The organism is Bacteroides sp. GM023 (assembly GCF_014750685.1).
Classification (GTDB): domain Bacteria; phylum Bacteroidota; class Bacteroidia; order Bacteroidales; family Bacteroidaceae; genus Bacteroides.
This window is the reverse complement of record NZ_JAAXGE010000009.1, coordinates 239,661-257,710: the sequence shown is the minus strand read 5'-3', so window position 1 is coordinate 257,710 and position 18,050 is coordinate 239,661. Positions and strand designations below refer to the sequence as shown.

At 38.5% G+C, this 18,050-nt stretch carries 13 protein-coding genes; 3 read left to right on the top strand and 10 right to left on the bottom strand.

Going from position 1 to position 18,050, the window contains the following annotated elements:
* Positions 1–40 precede the first annotated feature (40 nt).
* From HC965_RS19225 to HC965_RS19215, 3 genes are read right to left on the bottom strand one after another with little or no spacing between them, the layout of a single operon-like run.
* The gene (locus HC965_RS19225; RefSeq protein WP_191032967.1) at positions 41–2,323 is read right to left on the bottom strand and encodes a hypothetical protein; all 2,283 of its coding nucleotides are present in this window, start codon (positions 2,321–2,323) and stop codon (positions 41–43) included.
* Positions 2,323–5,727, bottom strand: coding sequence for a hypothetical protein (locus tag HC965_RS19220; protein ID WP_191032966.1), 3,405 nt, complete (start codon positions 5,725–5,727; stop codon positions 2,323–2,325). The genes HC965_RS19225 and HC965_RS19220 overlap by 1 nt, the downstream gene beginning before the upstream one ends.
* Positions 5,724–6,140 (bottom strand): hypothetical protein, encoded by a 417-nt coding sequence (locus HC965_RS19215; RefSeq protein ID WP_191032965.1) that lies wholly within the window; start codon positions 6,138–6,140, stop codon positions 5,724–5,726. The genes HC965_RS19220 and HC965_RS19215 overlap by 4 nt, the downstream gene beginning before the upstream one ends.
* Positions 6,141–6,898: 758 nt before the next feature.
* Between HC965_RS19215 and HC965_RS19210 the strand changes: the two genes are divergently transcribed.
* Positions 6,899–7,402, top strand: coding sequence for a hypothetical protein (locus tag HC965_RS19210; RefSeq protein WP_191032964.1), 504 nt, complete (start codon positions 6,899–6,901; stop codon positions 7,400–7,402).
* Positions 7,403–7,507: 105 nt separating this feature from the next.
* Here HC965_RS19210 and HC965_RS19205 read toward each other — a convergent pair whose 3' ends face one another.
* The 7 genes from HC965_RS19205 to HC965_RS19175 all read right to left on the bottom strand — a co-directional run bounded on the left by HC965_RS19205 (position 7,508) and on the right by HC965_RS19175 (position 15,335).
* A complete protein-coding gene (locus HC965_RS19205) occupies positions 7,508–10,648 on the bottom strand; it encodes a hypothetical protein (RefSeq protein ID WP_191032963.1) in 3,141 nt (1,046 codons plus the stop codon).
* A 22-nt stretch (positions 10,649–10,670) separates the two neighbouring features.
* Positions 10,671–11,378 (bottom strand): hypothetical protein, encoded by a 708-nt coding sequence (locus HC965_RS19200; RefSeq protein WP_191032962.1) that lies wholly within the window; start codon positions 11,376–11,378, stop codon positions 10,671–10,673.
* 65 nt (positions 11,379–11,443) lie between these two features.
* Entirely contained in the window at positions 11,444–11,902 is a 459-nt protein-coding gene (locus HC965_RS19195; RefSeq protein ID WP_191032961.1) for a hypothetical protein, read from the bottom strand.
* Between the two features lie 189 nt (positions 11,903–12,091).
* A complete protein-coding gene (locus HC965_RS19190; RefSeq protein WP_191032960.1) occupies positions 12,092–12,526 on the bottom strand; it encodes a hypothetical protein in 435 nt (144 codons plus the stop codon).
* Between the two features lie 21 nt (positions 12,527–12,547).
* A complete protein-coding gene (locus HC965_RS19185) occupies positions 12,548–12,736 on the bottom strand; it encodes a hypothetical protein (protein WP_223854947.1) in 189 nt (62 codons plus the stop codon).
* A 381-nt stretch (positions 12,737–13,117) separates the two neighbouring features.
* Positions 13,118–13,432, bottom strand: a complete 315-nt coding sequence (locus HC965_RS19180) for a DUF3244 domain-containing protein (RefSeq protein ID WP_191032959.1) — start codon at positions 13,430–13,432, stop codon at positions 13,118–13,120.
* A 205-nt stretch (positions 13,433–13,637) separates the two neighbouring features.
* Entirely contained in the window at positions 13,638–15,335 is a 1,698-nt protein-coding gene (locus HC965_RS19175) for a lipopolysaccharide assembly protein LapB (RefSeq protein WP_191032958.1), read from the bottom strand.
* Between the two features lie 368 nt (positions 15,336–15,703).
* Between HC965_RS19175 and HC965_RS19170 the strand changes: the two genes are divergently transcribed.
* Together HC965_RS19170 and HC965_RS19165 are read left to right on the top strand one after the other, a co-directional pair.
* Positions 15,704–16,117, top strand: coding sequence for an HU family DNA-binding protein (locus HC965_RS19170; RefSeq protein WP_191032957.1), 414 nt, complete (start codon positions 15,704–15,706; stop codon positions 16,115–16,117).
* 6 nt (positions 16,118–16,123) lie between these two features.
* A complete protein-coding gene (locus HC965_RS19165) occupies positions 16,124–17,923 on the top strand; it encodes a hypothetical protein (protein WP_191032956.1) in 1,800 nt (599 codons plus the stop codon).
* Positions 17,924–18,050: the final 127 nt, after the last annotated feature.

The following is an 18,050-nucleotide window of genomic DNA, read 5'->3' as shown; positions in this document are numbered from 1 at the left end:
AGATATATACTAATTAAATCTTTCATTCTTTTTATTCTAATTATGTGGGTTTTGTGAAATTTAAATCGCCAACATTAGGTGACATTTTCCCAGAGTAAATAGCAAGTTTTAGAAAAAGCGCAGGAAGATTAGGATAATAAATACGAGCAGGATTGCCATTTATATATGTACGGTCTACAAACCAAGGACCTGCCGGTACCTCTATCCCTTCCGCATCAAGGACTGGTTCAACATGCACAAAGTTATCACTATGCCCCACTACATAATATTTTAATTTAGTTCCTGTCCAATAAGCAAGCAATCGCAAAAATGACCCTTCTTGCCTCATAAAACACGTTCTTATTTCTGATCCCTTATAATATATTCCTGTATAAAGACTTGAGGTGTCGCCTATTCCAAATATATTATATGCTTCAGTCCATGTCCTGTTGGTAGTGTTCACAACAAGAAATTCTACTCCATCAAATTTTTTATCATTAGGAAGCCCTAAATTGCCTTTTCCTGCAAATAAGACATTCACCTTGCTATAGGCCACTTTTTTTATATCAATGTCTTCAGTATCCGTAAGTATAGGTGTATTCGTGGCAAATCCATACACATGCCCCCCATTCGAGTACTGGTCACCTGTTTTAAGGTTAAATGCCAGATTTGGACTAAAATTACCAGACTGTGGATCGTTGGGGTTAAAGTTTTCATATTCGTAGGTCTCATTTCCATCCGCATCTACACCTTGTTGACTAAACAGATATTCACCTTTAAATACAGCCGATGATAATAGAGCAGATTCTTTCATAATAATAGAATCGGCCACTATTTTTCCTCGAAATTCATATTGTTTATTTATAGGATCAAGCTCAAATACAACCTCACTGTCTACAAGAGCAAATATACCAGTACGCTTTTTCCCATCTTTATCCGTCAGACAATCCTTCCCCTGCGCAATTCCTGTTAACTTACCATCTGCAGACTTTGTGCCTGAAAACATCTTAGGAGTGACGATGTATTCTTCTCCTAGCTCCGTTGCATATCCATTCCATTTTTCAATCCAAGGAAGAAGATTAGCATCTTGTCCATCCTTACCAGGCACTCCTTTAATATTTATAGGCTTCCCCCATTCACCTGAATCTGCACTTTCCGCTACTTTTTGAGAAATCCAAGTCACGGATGCAGTTGAATCCGTGTGCCAGCCTTCCGTTGTCCCATCACCAACAGGCCGTTCTGGTTCTTCTTCACTATCATGGTGAGTTATATAAACACTTTTCCCATCACTTCCTTTGCCTCCATCAATTACCATTAATACCCACTCTATACCATCAAAAATATATGCTATACCGTTTTTGGTATCACGATAGACCCAATTTATTGCCGGATCATTCGGAGGACTATCTAACTCCCCTTTCCAAATAATGCTTAAGCCATCATCACCGGGTTTACCTTTTAAATTTGTCTTAGATTCGTCATCAAGGTTATTCCAAGTAAATATCACACCTGATCCTAAAGTGACTTTATTTGTAGTCGGATTATATACAATGTTGCCCTTCCCAAGATTAACCGAACCATCAGGAGATAACTCATATATAACAGCACCTTTATCATCCACAGCTTTTACCATACCGTTGACACTATAGAACCCTTTCACTCCGTTGCCTCCTGGAATATTCCCTCCCATACGGACTTTTACTTTGTTTTCCCAGTTCTTCGAGTCGATGTCAAACATTACATCGATGGCCGGTTGTCCTGTCTCATCTGCATGCATGTATATAGCAGATTGACGAGCCTTATTCTGCGAATTACCAAACTGGACCAACTCATCGCCCGATACAGGGGGATAAAGCACATTACCCGATTCATCCTTGTCGAATTCAGATAGAAGAACATGCAAAGTCTTTGTTTCTACATCGACAGAAGAGACTTCCACATGATAAAGTTTTGTCTTATCATCTGTAAATGTCTGACAGCGAACAAAATCATGTGCTACAATACTCATATCTTCATCTTCAAGAACTATAAGATATTCTGTACTATCATCAGAAATACGGACTGATTTCACTTTTCCATGGCCTTGCGTAATAGCTTGAGCTCCAATAACTGCACGTATCTTTGAAATAAGCATTTCAAAAACAAGCATGGTTTCACGCACTACGATAGTGTCTATTTCAAACTTCCACTTGCCTGTCATGTACTCCCATAGTTTCCATCCATGCCCCGCAAAGCCGGACACGAAATCTTCTACATACTCTTTTACTCCATTTGCTAGTTTCTGCCCGGTTTCTTTAGCAGAACAAAGGAAGCCATAAAACTTACCGTTACTTAATATTGCCATTATTTTATTTCTATATTTAATACACCCGTCTGGATGCTGTTTAACCTAAAAACTGTATAACTCTCCGTATATCCATAAGCATTAGTAATCTCCCGAACCTCTTCTATCCAATCAGAATTACGTAATCCTCCAATCCAAAACTGAATACCAGCTACCATCGATGTAGGTAAAATGTAATAAGGAAATTTACCACCTGTACAATCAAACACAGTAGAAGTTTGCGCACGTCCCGCCCATAGGCTGGGTAAAGCTAATGCTTCTTCATCAGTAAGCATTTCACGAACTGAGACTCCATAATACTTTTTCAATCTAAATTCTACAGAAGTCGATTTCGTATAAGTTTGTCCATCAAATATAGCCGACAAAGTATAAGTTGTATCAGCAACAATACCTTCATATTGCTTTGTACGCACATCAACCGCAATTGTTTCTCGATTAATTGATTGAGATATGATATCTCGATCATAACTCCAAGAAAGATTTATCGTTTGCATGCTACCTTTCTCATACTTGGCTCCCCCAGTGAAAGACATAGTAAATGGAAAAACCTCTCCCATCAATTTCGAAACATTAGAAAATAATGTTGTGTTAACAGTCCACTCTAAAGCTCCTGAAAGACGAACTATCAAATCATTTGTTGCTGATATTTCATCAACTTCTTTACTCACATTAATTATTTCGCCCAAAGTCATAGCATCACTTTTCACAGATAGCTCTTCCACCAAAGCATCATCTTCTTCCACTAAAGCCATTGGAAAAACTTCCATTATTTCTTGTCTACGAACAACAAGACCGTTGTTAGCTTCAATCAGTTCTTCAGAAATTAATCCTTTAGAAAAACTAATTAACCCAGTAGCTTCATCGTCATTAATTTTACTTAAAGCACAAGCCTTGATCTCATTAATAATTCTTTTTGAAGAAAATGTATTTCTATCTGATGGCAAAGTCTTATCATTTATTCCTATCACATAGACACTAGTCCCACCTCCTCCATTTATACTAATTCCACTATATGTCTGTCCTTTATAAGTCAAAGAATCCACTTTACTTTCAATTGCTCCCAAACGAGAATAGGCAGCAGTCTCACCAACTGTATAAATTGGGTGATCGTAAGGAATATCCAAAGGCCATTCAAATCCGATAACACGGGATTGACGACCATTCTTAAAATATGCCTTATTGATAAGATTCACTTTGTCTCCAACCTCAAATATGCGGAGATTACCATTGTTGTAGATAAATTCTGGAACCATTTCACAATTATAAGTAGACGGATCAATCATCGACTTCTTTATATACTTTTTTGCCGTTTCAAACAACCTTTGTTCTGAATCAGGTAGCATCTGTTCAGAAATAAACGCTGTATCAAAGCCACTAAGAATATAGGTATCAGCCGGAACATCTTTTCCGTTTTCAACATGAACCGCTTGAGGGAAAAGCGTATCATCTGGAAGATAGCGCCCGTAGTTATCATTGCGGATAATTTTAAAGGTCGTTCCAGTAGCATCGCTTTCTTCGATATTAATCACAAATTCAAGCCCGGATAGTTTACCAGTCTGGAATATTAATGTGAGGTCTTTGTCCTTAAATCTAAAATCCTCCGTGAAATTCTTTAGATCTTTATCCTTGAAAGTATAGACAGGATATCTGTTGCCGGTTGGTTTCTCTGTTTCTTCGTCTATCACATCTTTCCATATAGGTTCAGGAACTACCTCTGTATTACCAATGTATTTCGGGTATTCATCATCAAAAGTTATGACTTCTTCAACAGCTTCCTCTTCCGGCATCTCTACGTTATCCAGATCATCGTAATGCTCATCGCCGATGTCGATACGTTCCCCTGTTGGGCTATAGCGATAGGCGTCTACATAAGGAACATCTTCAGGCAACATCAAACGTTTTTGAACGACTCCATTCAAGGTCATTTCTTTATCGTCTTTGCTGAAATAACTATCTGGGACTTTGCCTTTGATAATATTAGCTATTATATATTTATCACTTATAGAAGCAGTAATACCTTCGGGAAGACGAATAACGTTTGCATTGTCGCCCGTTAATAAATCTGGGTTATAAACAGAATCAAAGGTTCGACCAGCATTTCCACCAGAAAGAAATGTAATTAAAGCATTTGTAAATGGAGCACTAACTAACTTTAATTTATAGATAGCACTAGGAAATATTTTCGCTTCAGGAATCCATGGAGCTGGGACACTCCCATAAACCTCGACGCATAATTGTGTAGCTCCCTTTTCTATCTCTATCCTATTAGGAACATTGAACGTTACTCGAACTTCATATGTAGAATCGTTTCCAACATTTATAGTCTGACTTCCAATATGTATTTCCTTTTGAACACCATTTAGTTGATAGGAAAAACGGGCTTTACACAAATAATTACCTCTTGGTAATCGGGTTGAAATAAAATTCATCCCACTCCTCACCATATAAGACTTTACTACAGCAGATATACCTTCACTCGTAATTTGATAAACACCACCACTCGCTTCATATAAAGATGTTTTGGAACGCGACCATTCCAATACATCTCTATCCAATCCTGTCAAACGCTCACTATCACTTGTACTATACTCTTTCTTATGTGTTGCACTAATAGGAAAGAACTTTGTGTCAAGCCCCCTTGCCGTATCAGATATATCTCTTCCGTTGACCGTCTTCACATCAAATATTAGATTTTTTCGATAAGTAGAAGGTATATTACGAGTAGAGCCAAAAGCATAAATACGAGTAGCATAAGTAGACTGACTATCACTACGCTGCATGGAATTGACATTCACATTTTCTGTGTCTGTCAGATCACCTACTTTAAAATCTATAGGAGAACTAAATTCGCAACGCCCGAAGCAAATGCATTTGTCTTCCATCCACCATTCGCATTCCCATACCTCAGCCATTTGTGTAAGTGCGTCAATCAGGTTTGTATTATCATAGGATACGAGTTTGGAAGATTGCTCTACTGTATCATCTATTTTAGGAATAAACTCCTGCTCTCTGAATCTATAACCTAGAGCATTTAAATTAGCAACAAAAACTTCCAAATGAGTTTTGAGAGGAGCAGTGAGATTCCAGCTCGCCTCACGTCCTATAGATTCTGGAGTATAGAAAAACTTCTTGTTCTTCCATTTCCAATAATAAGCATCAAGACGGAGCTCGTAGTTATACCCTCCCGTTTCTGCATTATAAACAGGCTTATAAAGATCTATAAGTTCAAATATACCTAGCTCATTATCTATTCCATCTCCTAAGTTGAAATAAACAGGATGATCCAAAGAAAACTTTAAAGTAATATAGTCTTCTTGCATTAACGTGAATTTACGCTTTGATCCCTTGTTTATGGGAGTAGAAAAGCGAATATTTCCGGTTACATCTTTAATATCTACTATCATACTGCTCTATCATTAGGGTTTGGTTCATTTAGTTTAAGAGTAAACTTGCCAATACCACGCATAAATTGGCTGAATTGGCTACACGACAGATAGATGGTTCTGTAAACCAAGCCCGGTTGATACTTTGTCGCTATCTCCAACTTTCCCTTAGTCAGTTCTTCGCAGAAGCTACGGTAACGGTGAAAAAACTGTTCTTCCGTGTCGGCCGTCAGATGCAGTTGTAGCGTCAGATCACGAGTGTCCATCATCGGGTTGGTCATTGTCACCCGCTTACCGTGCTCCAAACGACTCTCATTCTCTAAATATGCCTTGTTGGCTGAAGGAGTCATGAGAAAGGACAGGGAAGTGCTGTCCATACTAATGCCCCATGTGGTGTAGGCATCTTTTCCATTAATGTACAATTCGTCTTTCATACTTATATTCCGTTTTTAAATTTTGATGAGAGCAAAGATAGAATCAAAGGAAATACTCAAAAGAAAAGCTTTCTTTGAATCCGTGACACTTACGTTAAAGTCACGGATTTGATAAAATAGAAGAATCATGGAATCATTCGGTAGTGGAATACTACGTAACTTTCCTCTTTCTTAATAAATAGAGTATCACAAATATAACTATAATATAATTGAGGTTCATTGATTCCACCTGATTCTCGAAATGCCGATGAATAAGGTAATAGCAGGTAAAAACAAGGGGGTAATAACCTAGTTTCAAGCACTAACAATTGAACTATTGGAGCTATATACCCAACACATTGGGACTATATGCCCAGTACGTTGGTTCTATATGTCCTACACATGGATCTATATATCCTACAAACGGTATAAATAGTAAGCGTCTCTGCGATGCCGTATTGCTTTATTTGTTGGTAGTGATAGTTCGAACTTAAGACATTCTCAAACGTTTGAAGAACTCACTGTTAGTTTCCTTTTCAAAATTTAAATCTGCCGTAACACTTGTTCTTCTTAAATTATTACTCACTGATCATCAGTCTCTCATCTATCACATTAAACCTGTTAAATGATTTCATCTCTATGTGTACACAAGAAGAGATGCTTGGCTGCGTTCTGTACATAGACAAAAAATATATATTTAACCTCATATTTCTTGCCATCTTAATAATATTTCATACATTTGTATTCAAAAGAGAATAACCAGCTAAAGACTATAAAATATGAAAAATCTTTTATTTCTCGTAGCAATAACATTCACCATGTTATTCACAGCTTGCTCTAAAAATGACGATTCAGGACTAACCGATGAGGAAAAGGCACTGGCACATCAAGAAGAGATGTACCAAGCTATGAAGAAGGATATCGTAGGGCATTGGAAAGGAGCACAACGCTTCGACAGAACATGGAGTGGCCAGTGGGAAGCTATTCCTTATGGAGCTTGGGATCAAGAATATATATTTAATTCCGATGGGACTTTTACAGATATACATTCACCCAAATTTACTTATGAAGGTACATATTCTATTTTGAAAAACGAAGATTATGCCAAAAACACAACAAAGTGTGAACTGTTTCTTATTATCACAACTAAGATGTATACTTATGGAAGAAAACAAGCTATATGGATGGAAGACAAATATCTACGCATAGTCCCTCAAAGTTCAGGAATACCAGGCAACGAATACAGTGGAGGTGAAGCTTCCATTCGTTACAAAAAAGAATAGTTTATTCTCTTGTAAATTATTGCAAGGAAGATGCCACAATTGAAGAATCCCAACTTTAGCAAGTAAACTACTAAAGTTGAGATTTTTGTAATAAAGAATAGAAGGTTACAGTTTTTTTGTATTCCGATCTATATTATCCAATTTTTCCCCAAAGCCTTGAATCACTTTCGTATATTTAGCAATATTTTCCAAATGTCCATTGGAAATTACCGCTAGGTTCCGCATGTCCGATAAGATAAAGTTTCCATCGGAAGTAGCGGTGCACAAAACTGATAAACTTCCCAAAGCAAACTGCATAGAATTTTTAATCTCCTCATTCGATATTTGTAAAGCAGTGAAGCGTCCATTGAGTTCACTGCCAGTATCTTGAGACATTGTTTGAAATCCGCCATTCGTATCTTGCTGACCAGAACTTTCCCCAGTATTTCCATATCCTGTTATTTCTGCAATTCCATCCCGAATACTGATCCCTTGTTGTACATATCCCTCCCAATCAGAACGATATTGATCTATTTGTTCTTCTCTCAATTTGCCTTTTTGGTCTTGAATATCCTTTGCTATTCCATTATACCAACCTTCTAATTTACCATTAAGAAGATCACCAATTGCAAAATTCAGCAATGCTCGTTGCATATATCCAGCAAAATCTTCAGAGAACCCTTTCGCATCCTTATCCATATCCATCAATGAATTGAGGAAGCTATCCCGGAGAGAATCAAATGACATCTGCATGAGGGAGGTATGGACCTTGTCTGTAAGTTCGTCTAACTTTCCTGCTTGATCAGCAAAGGCTTCCAACTTTTCCATCACACGCCCACCATAACCTCCTTTTCCCGCATTATTAATCTGTTCATAGATACTGGCATTGCTTAAAAGAAGATTCATATCTTCGGGGCTTAAGCCCCATAAAGACTCTGTACCAGAAAAATTACTATCTACATTCTTGCGTGCCCAGTCCAACTGCTCCGCAGTCCATTTCATATAGTAGTTCCAACTATGGTGGCTACTGCTATATCTCGCTTGCTCCTTCGCAATCTGACGCAAATTGTCATTTTGTTCTTCTCGATAAGCTTTTGCTCCTTGATAAGCAGTTATCACTTCTCCGCCCGCTGCGTCATCCATCACCGCAGTCAGTCGATCTATCGATTTTCCCAATATTTCATTACGATCTGTCAACTTATCAATCGCCTGTTGCACTTCCTTGGCATTGCTACCATTAATAGAATCCATCAAAGAACTAAACCCACCGAAAGAAATAGCGTCAAATATTTTACTAATCCCCGAGAGAAGGGATTCCCCAATGGTGACGAATAAGTCTCCCGACAGTACATCATCAAGAATACCGGAAATGGCATTGAACACTGCATCTAGCAGCCCACCTATCAGATTGCTCAAACCATTTTTAAGCACATCAATAATAGACAAGATCCATCCAATAATAGGAACTTCTTTCAAATTTTCAGAGGTTTTCCCTATTGCGTCTTTCATCCCATTAGACGCCTGAATAATTCCACTATACGCACCACTCAAACTACCAGCAGACAATTTAGTTAATCCTTGAACAACATTATCCATATTCTTCTTGAGATTCGTGGCAGTTTCGGATAAATTCTGATTATTCAGCTTGACAGAGTTTGTCTGTTCTTGCACATTATTCGATGCTTCATCAGCATTTTTCTTCGCCGTGTTTAGAGTCTCTTTGGCGGCATCCTGTTCTGCTTGGCTACCTTTTTTTAGCGCTTGCTCATAATCTTCTTGCGCTTTGACGAGTTTTTCAATAGCTACCGCCTCTTCTGCTTTGGCATCGTTGAGCACACGGAGCGAATCCTGATAAATCTGAACATCCTGTCCCAGTTTTTTAAAACTGTTCCCTCCAGATTCACCTAAAATGCTTTTCATTTTTTCAATAGAACTTAAAAACGTAGTTTTATCCTCAGCTTTCGTTTTCAGAAACTCGTTAGTTTGCGTATAGGCTCTAGCCTTATCTAATTCCGGTTGAATATAACTACTCGCTATACCACCGAACTCACTAAAAACAGTCACCCAGTCGATATTAGCTTGCAATGCTGCCGCTTCATGTTGGGCAGTCGATTTCTGGCGTTCTTGCTCAAGCGTTTTCACTTCCGGGCTTTCTGCTCCATGTTCCACTGTTGCTTTTCTTATCTTTTCCGCATAGTCTTGAGCCATAGCCAGTTTCTGCTGCTGATACGTGCCATAGATTTTCAAATACTCGATCATGGCTTGTTTTTCAGATTCGATATTGTCTTTCCCCTGTTGTTGTTTGGTATCCTCTTTCTCGGATATCAACGTTTGCTGCTCTTTTTGATGAGTGGCAGCCATTTGCCGAGTATTGGTAGTTCGAGGTTGAGGCACTTTCGGAGCGACACCCAACCCTGCCATCAGATCCGACGCTTTCTTTTCACTTTGTAAACTTAGCTGCATCAGGTCTTCCATTTCTTTCTTCGCGACTTCAGCCTTTTCCTTAGAAAAAGCGTACAAAGTATTACGGAGACTCTTGAGGCTTTCGTTGGCTTTCATGATATCATTACCTTCACCCGCTATAGGTACTTTGTATTCCACTCCCACAGCATCATCTTTCTCTTTCCCACCAACTGCCATATACGCACCTGCTAATCTAGTTGCCACTTCCTCCCTCTTATCTTGATAGGCTAAAGAGGTCGCTTTAGCAATCTGGGCTGCAACAAACGTATCTTTATTGTCAACTAGTAACTGTTGAGCATCATGCTCGTTACGAATAGACACCCCCAATTCATCGAAAGCCTTCTTGTTCTTGACAATGAATTGCCGCTGAGCGTCCATATTGTCACCCAGCGATTGAAACTCGGTAGACAACCGCTCGATAGCAGCTATCGGCTGGGCAGCGTGATTCAGTACAGATCTATTAAAAACATCCATACTGTCATTCAATTTGTTCTGCTCTTCTCGCTGTGCTTTGGTGAGAGAGGTTATGAGGGAATAAATATCTGCTAACGTAGAAATAGCACCCAAAACAGGCATAGCTTTACTAACCGCTGTCTTTATGCCACGAAAAACTCCTGGCCAGCTCAAACTGCCAATAATCCCTATGGTAGCAAAACTAGCAGCCTTTTTCTTAAATGATTCACTGTTTTTTAGTTCTTGTTCCTCTATATCTGTTGCAAGTGTATGTATAGACGAATCTATCTGTTCCGCTTCCTTGATAAAGGATTCACTATTGCCTTCTATTTTAAAATTTAAATTTGCCATAATACTTATTATTTTAAAATTATTATTCACTAATCATTCTCCGTACCAAGTCTCGGTTCGCAGGATCATCCGCATTAATCACTTCCCTATCTCCCCTACCCAATTTCTTGCGTTCATCGTCACTTAGATACACCGTTGTGATAGCGTCTGCCAATAACAAGCTCAAGTTGACATAGCTGATACTCCACAACACGTAATCCATCGTCCACCCATAGCGCTGACAGGCGAAATCTATTAATAAGCCATAAATACTTTTTCCACCAAAGGTGACACTATGCCCCTCACCTTTGATGTAGTTGATTTGCGCCTTCAACTTGCGATCAGCATCAAGGCCAAAGTAATGAATAAATTCCTCCACTTTATCGGCAGAGAGAATGACAGTCAGCAGGGTGGCTAAATCATTAATAGACAACATCTTTCTAAAAAAAATGGCACGTTGAGAAACTTTCTTAAAATCCATGATATTCCTTTTCTCATTGAAGGTAGAGTAGGCGATAATCTGACAGACGGTTTCCTGTTTATACCGACAAACCCTCAGAGCTTCAGCAAACGGATTGATTGACAATAGTTTCGTATTGATATTCATGGCAAGGTAGAGATTCTTAAGGATCTGCATCCTGCCCAACGTAGATGGGTAGAGACTAAAAGAATACTTACCTACACTAAAGTGGATAGGTTTCTCGATAATAGCATTAGAGACGTTGATTTCGATTTCTTTATTGATATTCATAGTGTGATTGATAAAAAAGAGGGTGCATCATGAAGACACACCCTCAAGGTTAGAGAATCAGTTCATTACACCTCAGGTGCAAGATACGGTTTCACCTGGTTGCCAGACGCTGGTTTTAACACGTCTACAGTATATTTCCATTTCTTACCTTCAGCAGTGTCATAAGATTCCTCAAGAGAAACCACGGAACGCTCAATCAGGATACCTTCGCAAGTGGCATCTTCTGGCGTCAGACGGAATGCGTATTCGCCTTCTACTACACCATCAGCATCAGCAATTGGCTTCACACGATCCTTTGCAGCGCGAACTTCAAACTCAAATGCATAGGTATTTCTCGCATATTTCACGGCTTCATTTTCGCCTCCTTCTACCTTAGCTTCCTTCTTTTCGCCCTTGGTAGGAGTTAGTTTGGTTGAACTTTCAACCGGGTCATACGCAAGTTTTGTCCATGTTGTAGGTGCAGCTCCATTAGCTCCACATTTTCCAAACTCAATAGTGGGTTTTCCCCAAGATAATTGTGCCATAATACTTTAATGTTTAAATTTTTAATTAATAAAATCTATATATAAAAAGCTAGCTTTTGATTTTCAATTCTCAATACCAGATATATCTTGTTTTATGATTCGACGGTAAAAGTACTGCCTATATCGGTTATTGAACTATTTTTTGTCCCTCTAGCCGTGACATCCCGGAAAAAGTCATAAAATCGTATTTCAAGGTATTATTCCTTCTGCTTTTAAACGGTTTTGTATCTCAGAATAAAAAACATTTACCTCTTCCCGGAACATTCTATAATTATAATAGGTATGCACTGTAGTCTTTAAATGATTTGAAACTCCCGAACTGGATTTGTAGCCGAATAATCCCGTTAATATATCACGAATACCATTCACGATTCTACGTCCTGTGAAACTAATAGGAGAATAGAGGAAAAGTATGATAATAAGAAATTTCATTTTATTATCAGTATCAAGATCACATACACGGCCATTACAGCCGGACAATTCGCAATACCATTCGAATATCAACGAAATATGCTCCTTGTTAGTAAGTACCGGAGTAGTCAATTCTGCTTCTTTTCTCTCTAATTCAGATTTCTGTGTATGTACAGATAGCAATTCGCCGATTTTAAAAATATCATTCATCATCATATTTATATTTTAGTGTTATTACTTTATAAACTTATCGTTTTGATAAGCTTCTCTCTCCTTCTCTTCAATACGCTCTTCCCAACCCCACATCATTGCAGAATAAATAGCGCTCGTGTATAAATGTAATTCTCTCCCAGTTGTAACAAAATCTACGCGAAACGCCGCATTTCTTGCTATTTCCCATATTTCCTCATTCTTATCCATCATCTGAACATATATTTTTATAGTTATTAATTCTACTCATTCTCGTTATACTTATCAGCTGTTCAATAAAAGTACTGTGAATATTCACTATAAGAGAATATTTAAATCATCAAGCTCTGACATTAAAGAGATAGTCACGAAATAGATATTTTTCGTGACAGATTCCGACTTTACTTCATACCGGAAGTATATATAGTTACTAATAGAATACTAGAAAGGTAAAGTAGAAAAGCAATACAGGCAGATATAAAAAAGGGATATATATCCTATATTTCGAATATATATCCCTCCACAAATGAACTAATATAAAAACGCTAACCTAGTTTAAGATAAACAAGTGGATAAAAAACACATTACAAAATTAAATGTGCGTATCCCCAATTATCATTCTTCCAAATAAAAGTCACCCTCTAAGGCTATGCCCCGACCGGATATGGTCAAGTCATAGTCTCCCTCTGAAGCGTTACTTAAATCAATAGTAAGCTCTTCGCCCGATGCAGCGAATACCATTTGGGTATAGACAACCTCACCATTGGTGTCTTTCACTGCCAAAGTGACTTCCATTTCCGATTTAAAATGAATAATAAGCGTCTTGTTGTCAGTGACAGATGCTTCAACCAGTATTTCACGAACACTTTTGGTTGAAGTTGACCAACGATCTCTAAGATGTACCAGAAGGCCTTTTTTAGTTTGTGACATAGCTGTCACACTAGATAAAGACATCAATAAAAACAAAATAGTAATACTTAAATGTTTCATAATTTATATGTTTTTAGTTCAGTGCAAAAATACATTGAACATACCATACTATTTCGGAAACATGGAAATTATGGATAGACATGCGGCCTTTGATAATCAGCAACTTACAACAAATGCGTATACACTTGTGAATATTACAGGTCTATTAACAAATATTACTTACAAGATATTCATATAAACTATCTTCATCAGACAACTCTATATTCAAGTTCTGACGAAGACGGCTACGTTTGGTTCTTGCAGACGTCGGAGTTATATTCAAAAGCCTGGCTTCTTCATTGCTATCCAAGCAAAACATATAAAGGCAGCAATATCTCCACTGCTGTTGGGACATATTAGGATAACGTTCCAACACAAAACATTCCAGGCCTGAATATACGGTCTTGATCTGTTCAGTAATGAGGCGCCAATGTTCTTCTGTGAGGAGTACTTTATTATTCCCGGGTATATTTTGTTTTAGAAGCTGTCTCAATTTCTTATAAATGGCGGAATTTGTTAATATACATATCCGCAGCCTTTGATATTTTACCTTAAGCATTTTTATCTCCTGTTGTATTTGCCTGGATTTCTTTATTTCGCTTTTTGATATGTCAAGTTGCTCCTTTCTTCGCTCCGATTCTAAGGATAGTTGGAGAATGTTACTTTTAATTTCTCCTAATTCCATTTGCTGTTTATGAATCTTATTTTCGGCTTTTCTCTTATACAAAAAGCTAACCAATAAAATAAATAATATGATGGCGATGCATAAAATTACGATTATCCTGTACTTCTGTCGTGACAACCGCAGGTCCGCACTCTCTTTCTGTAGCTTCAAGTGGTTATACCTCTTTTCCAATTCGGCCACCTTTGCTTCATTGTTCGCTAATATAATCGAATCATTAATATAGACACATTCTTCCAGATATTGCAAAGCTTGCAAATAATCGCCTTCATTCTTATGAATATTATAATATGCCTCTTTGATAGAATACAGGTATCGTGGATTATCATGAGGAAGTTTCTGCAATAAGGTTTTCGCTTTGAGTAAGGAGTCTTGTTGCATGTACAAGTCAATAAGGGCAAAATAATGGGGAAGAGTATCTTTAGTTATTGACAGTGCTTTAAGAAAATAATCTTCTGCCTGGTTATATTCTTCCTTTATCAGGCAAATATTACCTAATGCATTCAATGTGGAACCACGGACTTCATTATCATTGATTGTCTGAGCTATGGAATCCGCCCTTTTTATTAGCTCCGAAGCCATTGCAATTGAATCCATAAATACATATTCACGCCCTAAATCGCGTAAAGCACAAACATAGCTTCTCGTATTTCCTGCTTTTTTGAAATTATCGGCAGCGTACTTAAAGTTTTCTGCCGATTGTGACATATAATTTTGCAGTTCATACAATTCACCTATGTAGGAATAGGCATATCCAAGCGCATTATACAAACAATGCTGCTGCGCCTCATGGCATATTTCGGTATAAATACTCATCGCTTTTTTCATTTCACCGTCATGCACATAAGCTTCTCCCAGAAAAAGCCCCATTTGAAGCCGGTCTTCCTGTTCGCCATATTTATTATACCATGCAGCCGCCCGTTCTACCTTATCAGTAGATAATAAGGAAAGGGGAATCTTTTTAGACAGGGTGCAATACAACAGGCACCACCTGGAAAAGTTATCGTCGTCAAGACTATCTGTCTGATTTATTACAGTCAATATCCCATAGGCACCATCCGGATGGGAGTCTATGAGCCTCCCGGCCTCATTCAACAAATTATTAGTTATAGAATCTGTTCTTTTACCACATCCACTCAGAAAGAGTGTGATTATCAAAATAACATAGCTTGTATATTTCATATAAATACGGAGTAATATTGTTTGTATTCCTTTGTTTTAGCCCGCAAAGTTATATATTTCCCTTATTTTATCACACTTCTTTGTCTTCTTAAAACTTTCGGCAAATTCACCAGTATTCCGTTTCTTTTTCCTACCTTTGTTTTGTCTTAAACGACAAGATGTTTTTACCAATTCATAAGGAAGATTTAATTAGTTCTACCGCACAAATTAATAATTCCCCCTTATCCTTTAGCAATTTCATCCGCTTTAATTAATCTGTTGCACTTGGGCAACCGTTCGGATACACTTGTGTAGCAATCCAGTTACACTTGTCCATTCTGGTGATTACTCAACTGCAAGCAAATAATGATAATCAAAAAGGAATTATTATGAGCATACTTTACAAAACAACCCGCTTTGCGGATACTTTCAGCGGTGACAAAGAGACAAATGTACGGGTGCAGCTATTATCATGGGATACGCTGGACACAAAAGCATTTGTTGAATACCTCGCTGACAAGAACAACATTTCCAAAGGTGACGCATATAAAGACCTCAGTATGGTATTGGAAGGTATAGAAGCCATTCTGAAAAATGGAAATATTCTCAATTTGGATGATTTCGGCAGTTTTTCCCTAAACGGCAGTTTTTGTGAAAACAAAGAACCCGGTGAAAATCATCGGGCAGAATCCATAGAGGTAAAGAACGTTGTGTTCAAAGCTGAGAAGCGTCTGAAAAAGCGGATAACCGCAGCCGGATTTGAGAAGTACAATCCGGAAAAACATAACAAGCGAAAATACTAGAACGATATGGAATACGACAGAATCTACTCCATCCGAAAGGGCGAATACTTTGCGGATGCATTAAAACGCGCGGGTAAAGACTTTATCCCGACCAATTGTATTATCAACAAGTTACTGCCCGGACTGGGGGCTACGCATTGTGAACTGACGGCACCACGGAAATCTATCATTATCGAACCTAATGTGCCCGTTATCGAGTCGAAAGCGAAGAAACACAAAAATGCGTTGGCTGTATATAAAGGTGTAACTATCCGGAAAGTGGCTGATTTTTTGGAAGAGAATCGTGATAAATATTATAAGCTGTTGACTACTCCCGAAGGTTTCACGAAAATAAAGGAAGCAATGCAGGCTGTAGAGATAGATATGTACACAGAATGCTTTATCTTGTTTGATGAATGTGAAAAGTTAGTGCAGGACGTACATTACCGTGATTCTATCCGCGAACCGATGAACGATTTTTTCCGTTTCCAAAATAAGGCATTGATTTCCGCCACTCCTATCATACCTGAAAAGGATAACCGTTTCGACGGCTTTATGCGGGTATTGATTCAGCCTGACTATGCATACCGCCAAAAGCTGAAACTTATCACCACGAACAATGTATTGGAAACTCTGCAGGAAGTGATTGAAGCCAAACGGGGAACAGTCTGCATCTTCTGCAACAGTATCGACTCGATAGACAGTTTTTACCGGTTGATACCCGAACTAAGCAATGCCTGTACTTTTTGCAGCGAAGACGGACAGTATAAACTATGGAAAGGTAACAGACGCAAAAAATCAATGATGATAACCGAATTGGAACGTTACAACTTCTTCACTTCGCGTTTCTATTCGGCAGTAGATATCCTATGCAAAAACCCTCCGCACGTGATTTTTGTCAGCGACTTATACGGCGCTACGCAATCCGTCATCGACCCGGCTACCGAAGCTATCCAAATCATCGGACGTTTCAGGGGCGGAGTAAACAGTGTGACACATATCGCCTCCATCCGTCCGGAACTGGAATGTATGTCTTCGCCGGAGATTGACCACTGGATTCAAGGAGCATCCACCGTTTTCAACGGATGGAAGACACAGTTGGCACGAACATCGAACATCGGTGAGCGTACCTTATTGCAGGAAGCTATCGGAGAAAATTCCTATCTTCCTTATTTGGACGAGAATGGTAAACCGGATTCGTTCCTGATAGCCAACTTTTATGAGAAGGAACAAGTGAAACGGCTGTATACATCTACTGATTTATTATGTAATGCCTATCAGCAAACCAGCTATTTTGAATTCTCACACGAAGAACGCCTTATGCCGGTTTCAGATAATGAGCGCATGGCTATCCAACATCGCCTGGCAAAGAAAAAGCGGGCGGAACTTATCGTCCGTAAACTGGAGGAAATGGAGAAGATGAGCAGAACCACCGACAAGAAAGTGCAAAAACGTTATCAACGTATGCTGGGAAATCTGATATCTTCTACTGCCGACAGATATATATACGATTGTTTCTGCCGGTTCGGAGCTGATTTTATACGGGAATCCGGCTATAACGAGAATAAGTTGCGGACAGCATTAAATGTAAGCAGCGAACAGTCCATCAAGAAGTCGGGACAGATGAGAACCCGCATCGAACGTACTTTTCCCATAGGGACTGAATTGTCGGTTCAGGAAGTAAAAAGTATGCTCAAACAGGTATATAAAAAAATGGGACTGAACACCGGACGAGGTATCACGACTAAAGAACTGGAGCAATATGCAGAGGTGGAAAACTGTAGAAATCGTGAGACCAGGACAATCAAAATACTGAAATTCAAATAATTAAAAGAAAAATGCAGTTTTTATTCCGAAAAAGAAAAAAACTCCCTATTGTTTTTTGCAAACTTATCTTAAAATCAGGCCATTTTTATAGATAAGGCATTGATAATAAGCTCTGTGACATTTTTGT

Bases quoted from the DNA above. Each gene is read 5' to 3' on its own strand.
- HC965_RS19225 (WP_191032967.1), bottom strand. From the start codon at position 2,323: ATGGCAATATTAAGTAACGGTAAGTTTTATGGCTTCCTTTGTTCTGCT.
- HC965_RS19220 (WP_191032966.1), bottom strand. From the start codon at position 5,727: ATGATAGTAGATATTAAAGATGTAACCGGAAATATTCGCTTTTCTACT.
- HC965_RS19215 (WP_191032965.1), bottom strand. From the start codon at position 6,140: ATGAAAGACGAATTGTACATTAATGGAAAAGATGCCTACACCACATGG.
- HC965_RS19210 (WP_191032964.1), top strand. From the start codon at position 6,899: ATGAAAAATCTTTTATTTCTCGTAGCAATAACATTCACCATGTTATTC.
- HC965_RS19205 (WP_191032963.1), bottom strand. From the start codon at position 10,648: ATGGCAAATTTAAATTTTAAAATAGAAGGCAATAGTGAATCCTTTATC.
- HC965_RS19200 (WP_191032962.1), bottom strand. From the start codon at position 11,378: ATGAATATCAATAAAGAAATCGAAATCAACGTCTCTAATGCTATTATC.
- HC965_RS19195 (WP_191032961.1), bottom strand. From the start codon at position 11,902: ATGGCACAATTATCTTGGGGAAAACCCACTATTGAGTTTGGAAAATGT.
- HC965_RS19190 (WP_191032960.1), bottom strand. From the start codon at position 12,526: ATGATGAATGATATTTTTAAAATCGGCGAATTGCTATCTGTACATACA.
- HC965_RS19185 (WP_223854947.1), bottom strand. From the start codon at position 12,736: ATGATGGATAAGAATGAGGAAATATGGGAAATAGCAAGAAATGCGGCG.
- HC965_RS19180 (WP_191032959.1), bottom strand. From the start codon at position 13,432: ATGTCACAAACTAAAAAAGGCCTTCTGGTACATCTTAGAGATCGTTGG.
- HC965_RS19175 (WP_191032958.1), bottom strand. From the start codon at position 15,335: ATGAAATATACAAGCTATGTTATTTTGATAATCACACTCTTTCTGAGT.
- HC965_RS19170 (WP_191032957.1), top strand. From the start codon at position 15,704: ATGAGCATACTTTACAAAACAACCCGCTTTGCGGATACTTTCAGCGGT.
- HC965_RS19165 (WP_191032956.1), top strand. From the start codon at position 16,124: ATGGAATACGACAGAATCTACTCCATCCGAAAGGGCGAATACTTTGCG.